Source organism: Thalassobacterium maritimum (assembly GCF_031127805.1).
Classification (GTDB): domain Bacteria; phylum Verrucomicrobiota; class Verrucomicrobiia; order Opitutales; family Coraliomargaritaceae; genus Thalassobacterium; species Thalassobacterium maritimum.
The window spans coordinates 1-822 of the sequence record NZ_JARXHW010000178.1; the positions used below are offsets into that span (position 1 = coordinate 1).

The 822-nt window shown below is 47.9% G+C and carries 1 protein-coding gene; it reads left to right on the forward strand.

Going from position 1 to position 822, the window contains the following annotated elements:
• The first annotated feature begins 107 nt into the window (after positions 1-107).
• A complete protein-coding gene (locus tag QEH52_RS19920) occupies positions 108-506 on the forward strand; it encodes a hypothetical protein (RefSeq protein WP_308952716.1) in 399 nt (132 codons plus the stop codon).
• Positions 507-822: the final 316 nt, after the last annotated feature.

Consider the following 822-nt stretch of genomic DNA (forward strand, 5'->3'; position numbering starts at 1 on the left):
ATCCAGACGGAGCTGGTCAACCCATTTTACGCGCCAGATATTCGACAACCCTCACTAATCCAAAACCCTAGGGCTGGGTGCCAGTCCTCACCGTTCACAGAAAGAAAATGGAAGCCCACACAAAGAACCTGAAGTCGCTTGGCTTTTCAGAAAAGAATACGAATCGAATCCTCTCTCTTCTGCCGAATCATTCGGAGCTGGAACCAACCCAGACCTACTGGATCGACTCAATCGAAAGAATAATCGAAAACAACCCCGAGAAGAATTTTTTAGGGCTGGACGAAGAGCCCCGAGAGAAGGGAATCATTTTTATCGGCTCATGCCCGAACGGTGATCCTGTCGCAGTCGATTTAAACGACGATAACCTTCCTGTTTACTATCTATCTCATGAAGAGATGTTCGACTCGCCGATTGAGAATATCATGGAGGAGGTATCAAAGACCATCGAAGAGTTTGAGCTTCTGGTTCAGAAAGGAACGATGCCTTTCGACTATTTCGAAATTTAAGCATGTGAACCAGGCGAGCTAGTCAATGCGAGATCACCCGCTCGATTTTCGACAACCATTTGCACGATTGACCCGTTGGGCTCGCATCGACTACTCTTTACGTTGAACTAAGCCGCGCTACCGCGCGGGGGGATCGATTCAACAGTTGTCAATCGGTAGGCATTGGGTTATTCTGACGACCTATGTCTACACAAAAAAAATACCAATAGTCGGGCACGCTTTGTGCGTGCATTAAAGCTGCGCCGTTATTCGAAGCGTACCATCAAGAGCTACGTCGACCGGATGTATGATCTGGCGCGTTATTACATGCGAGCTC

What these genes read in the sequence shown, in the direction of transcription:
- QEH52_RS19920 (WP_308952716.1), top strand. Translation starts at nt 108, where the DNA reads ATGGAAGCCCACACAAAGAACCTGAAGTCGCTTGGCTTTTCAGAAAAG.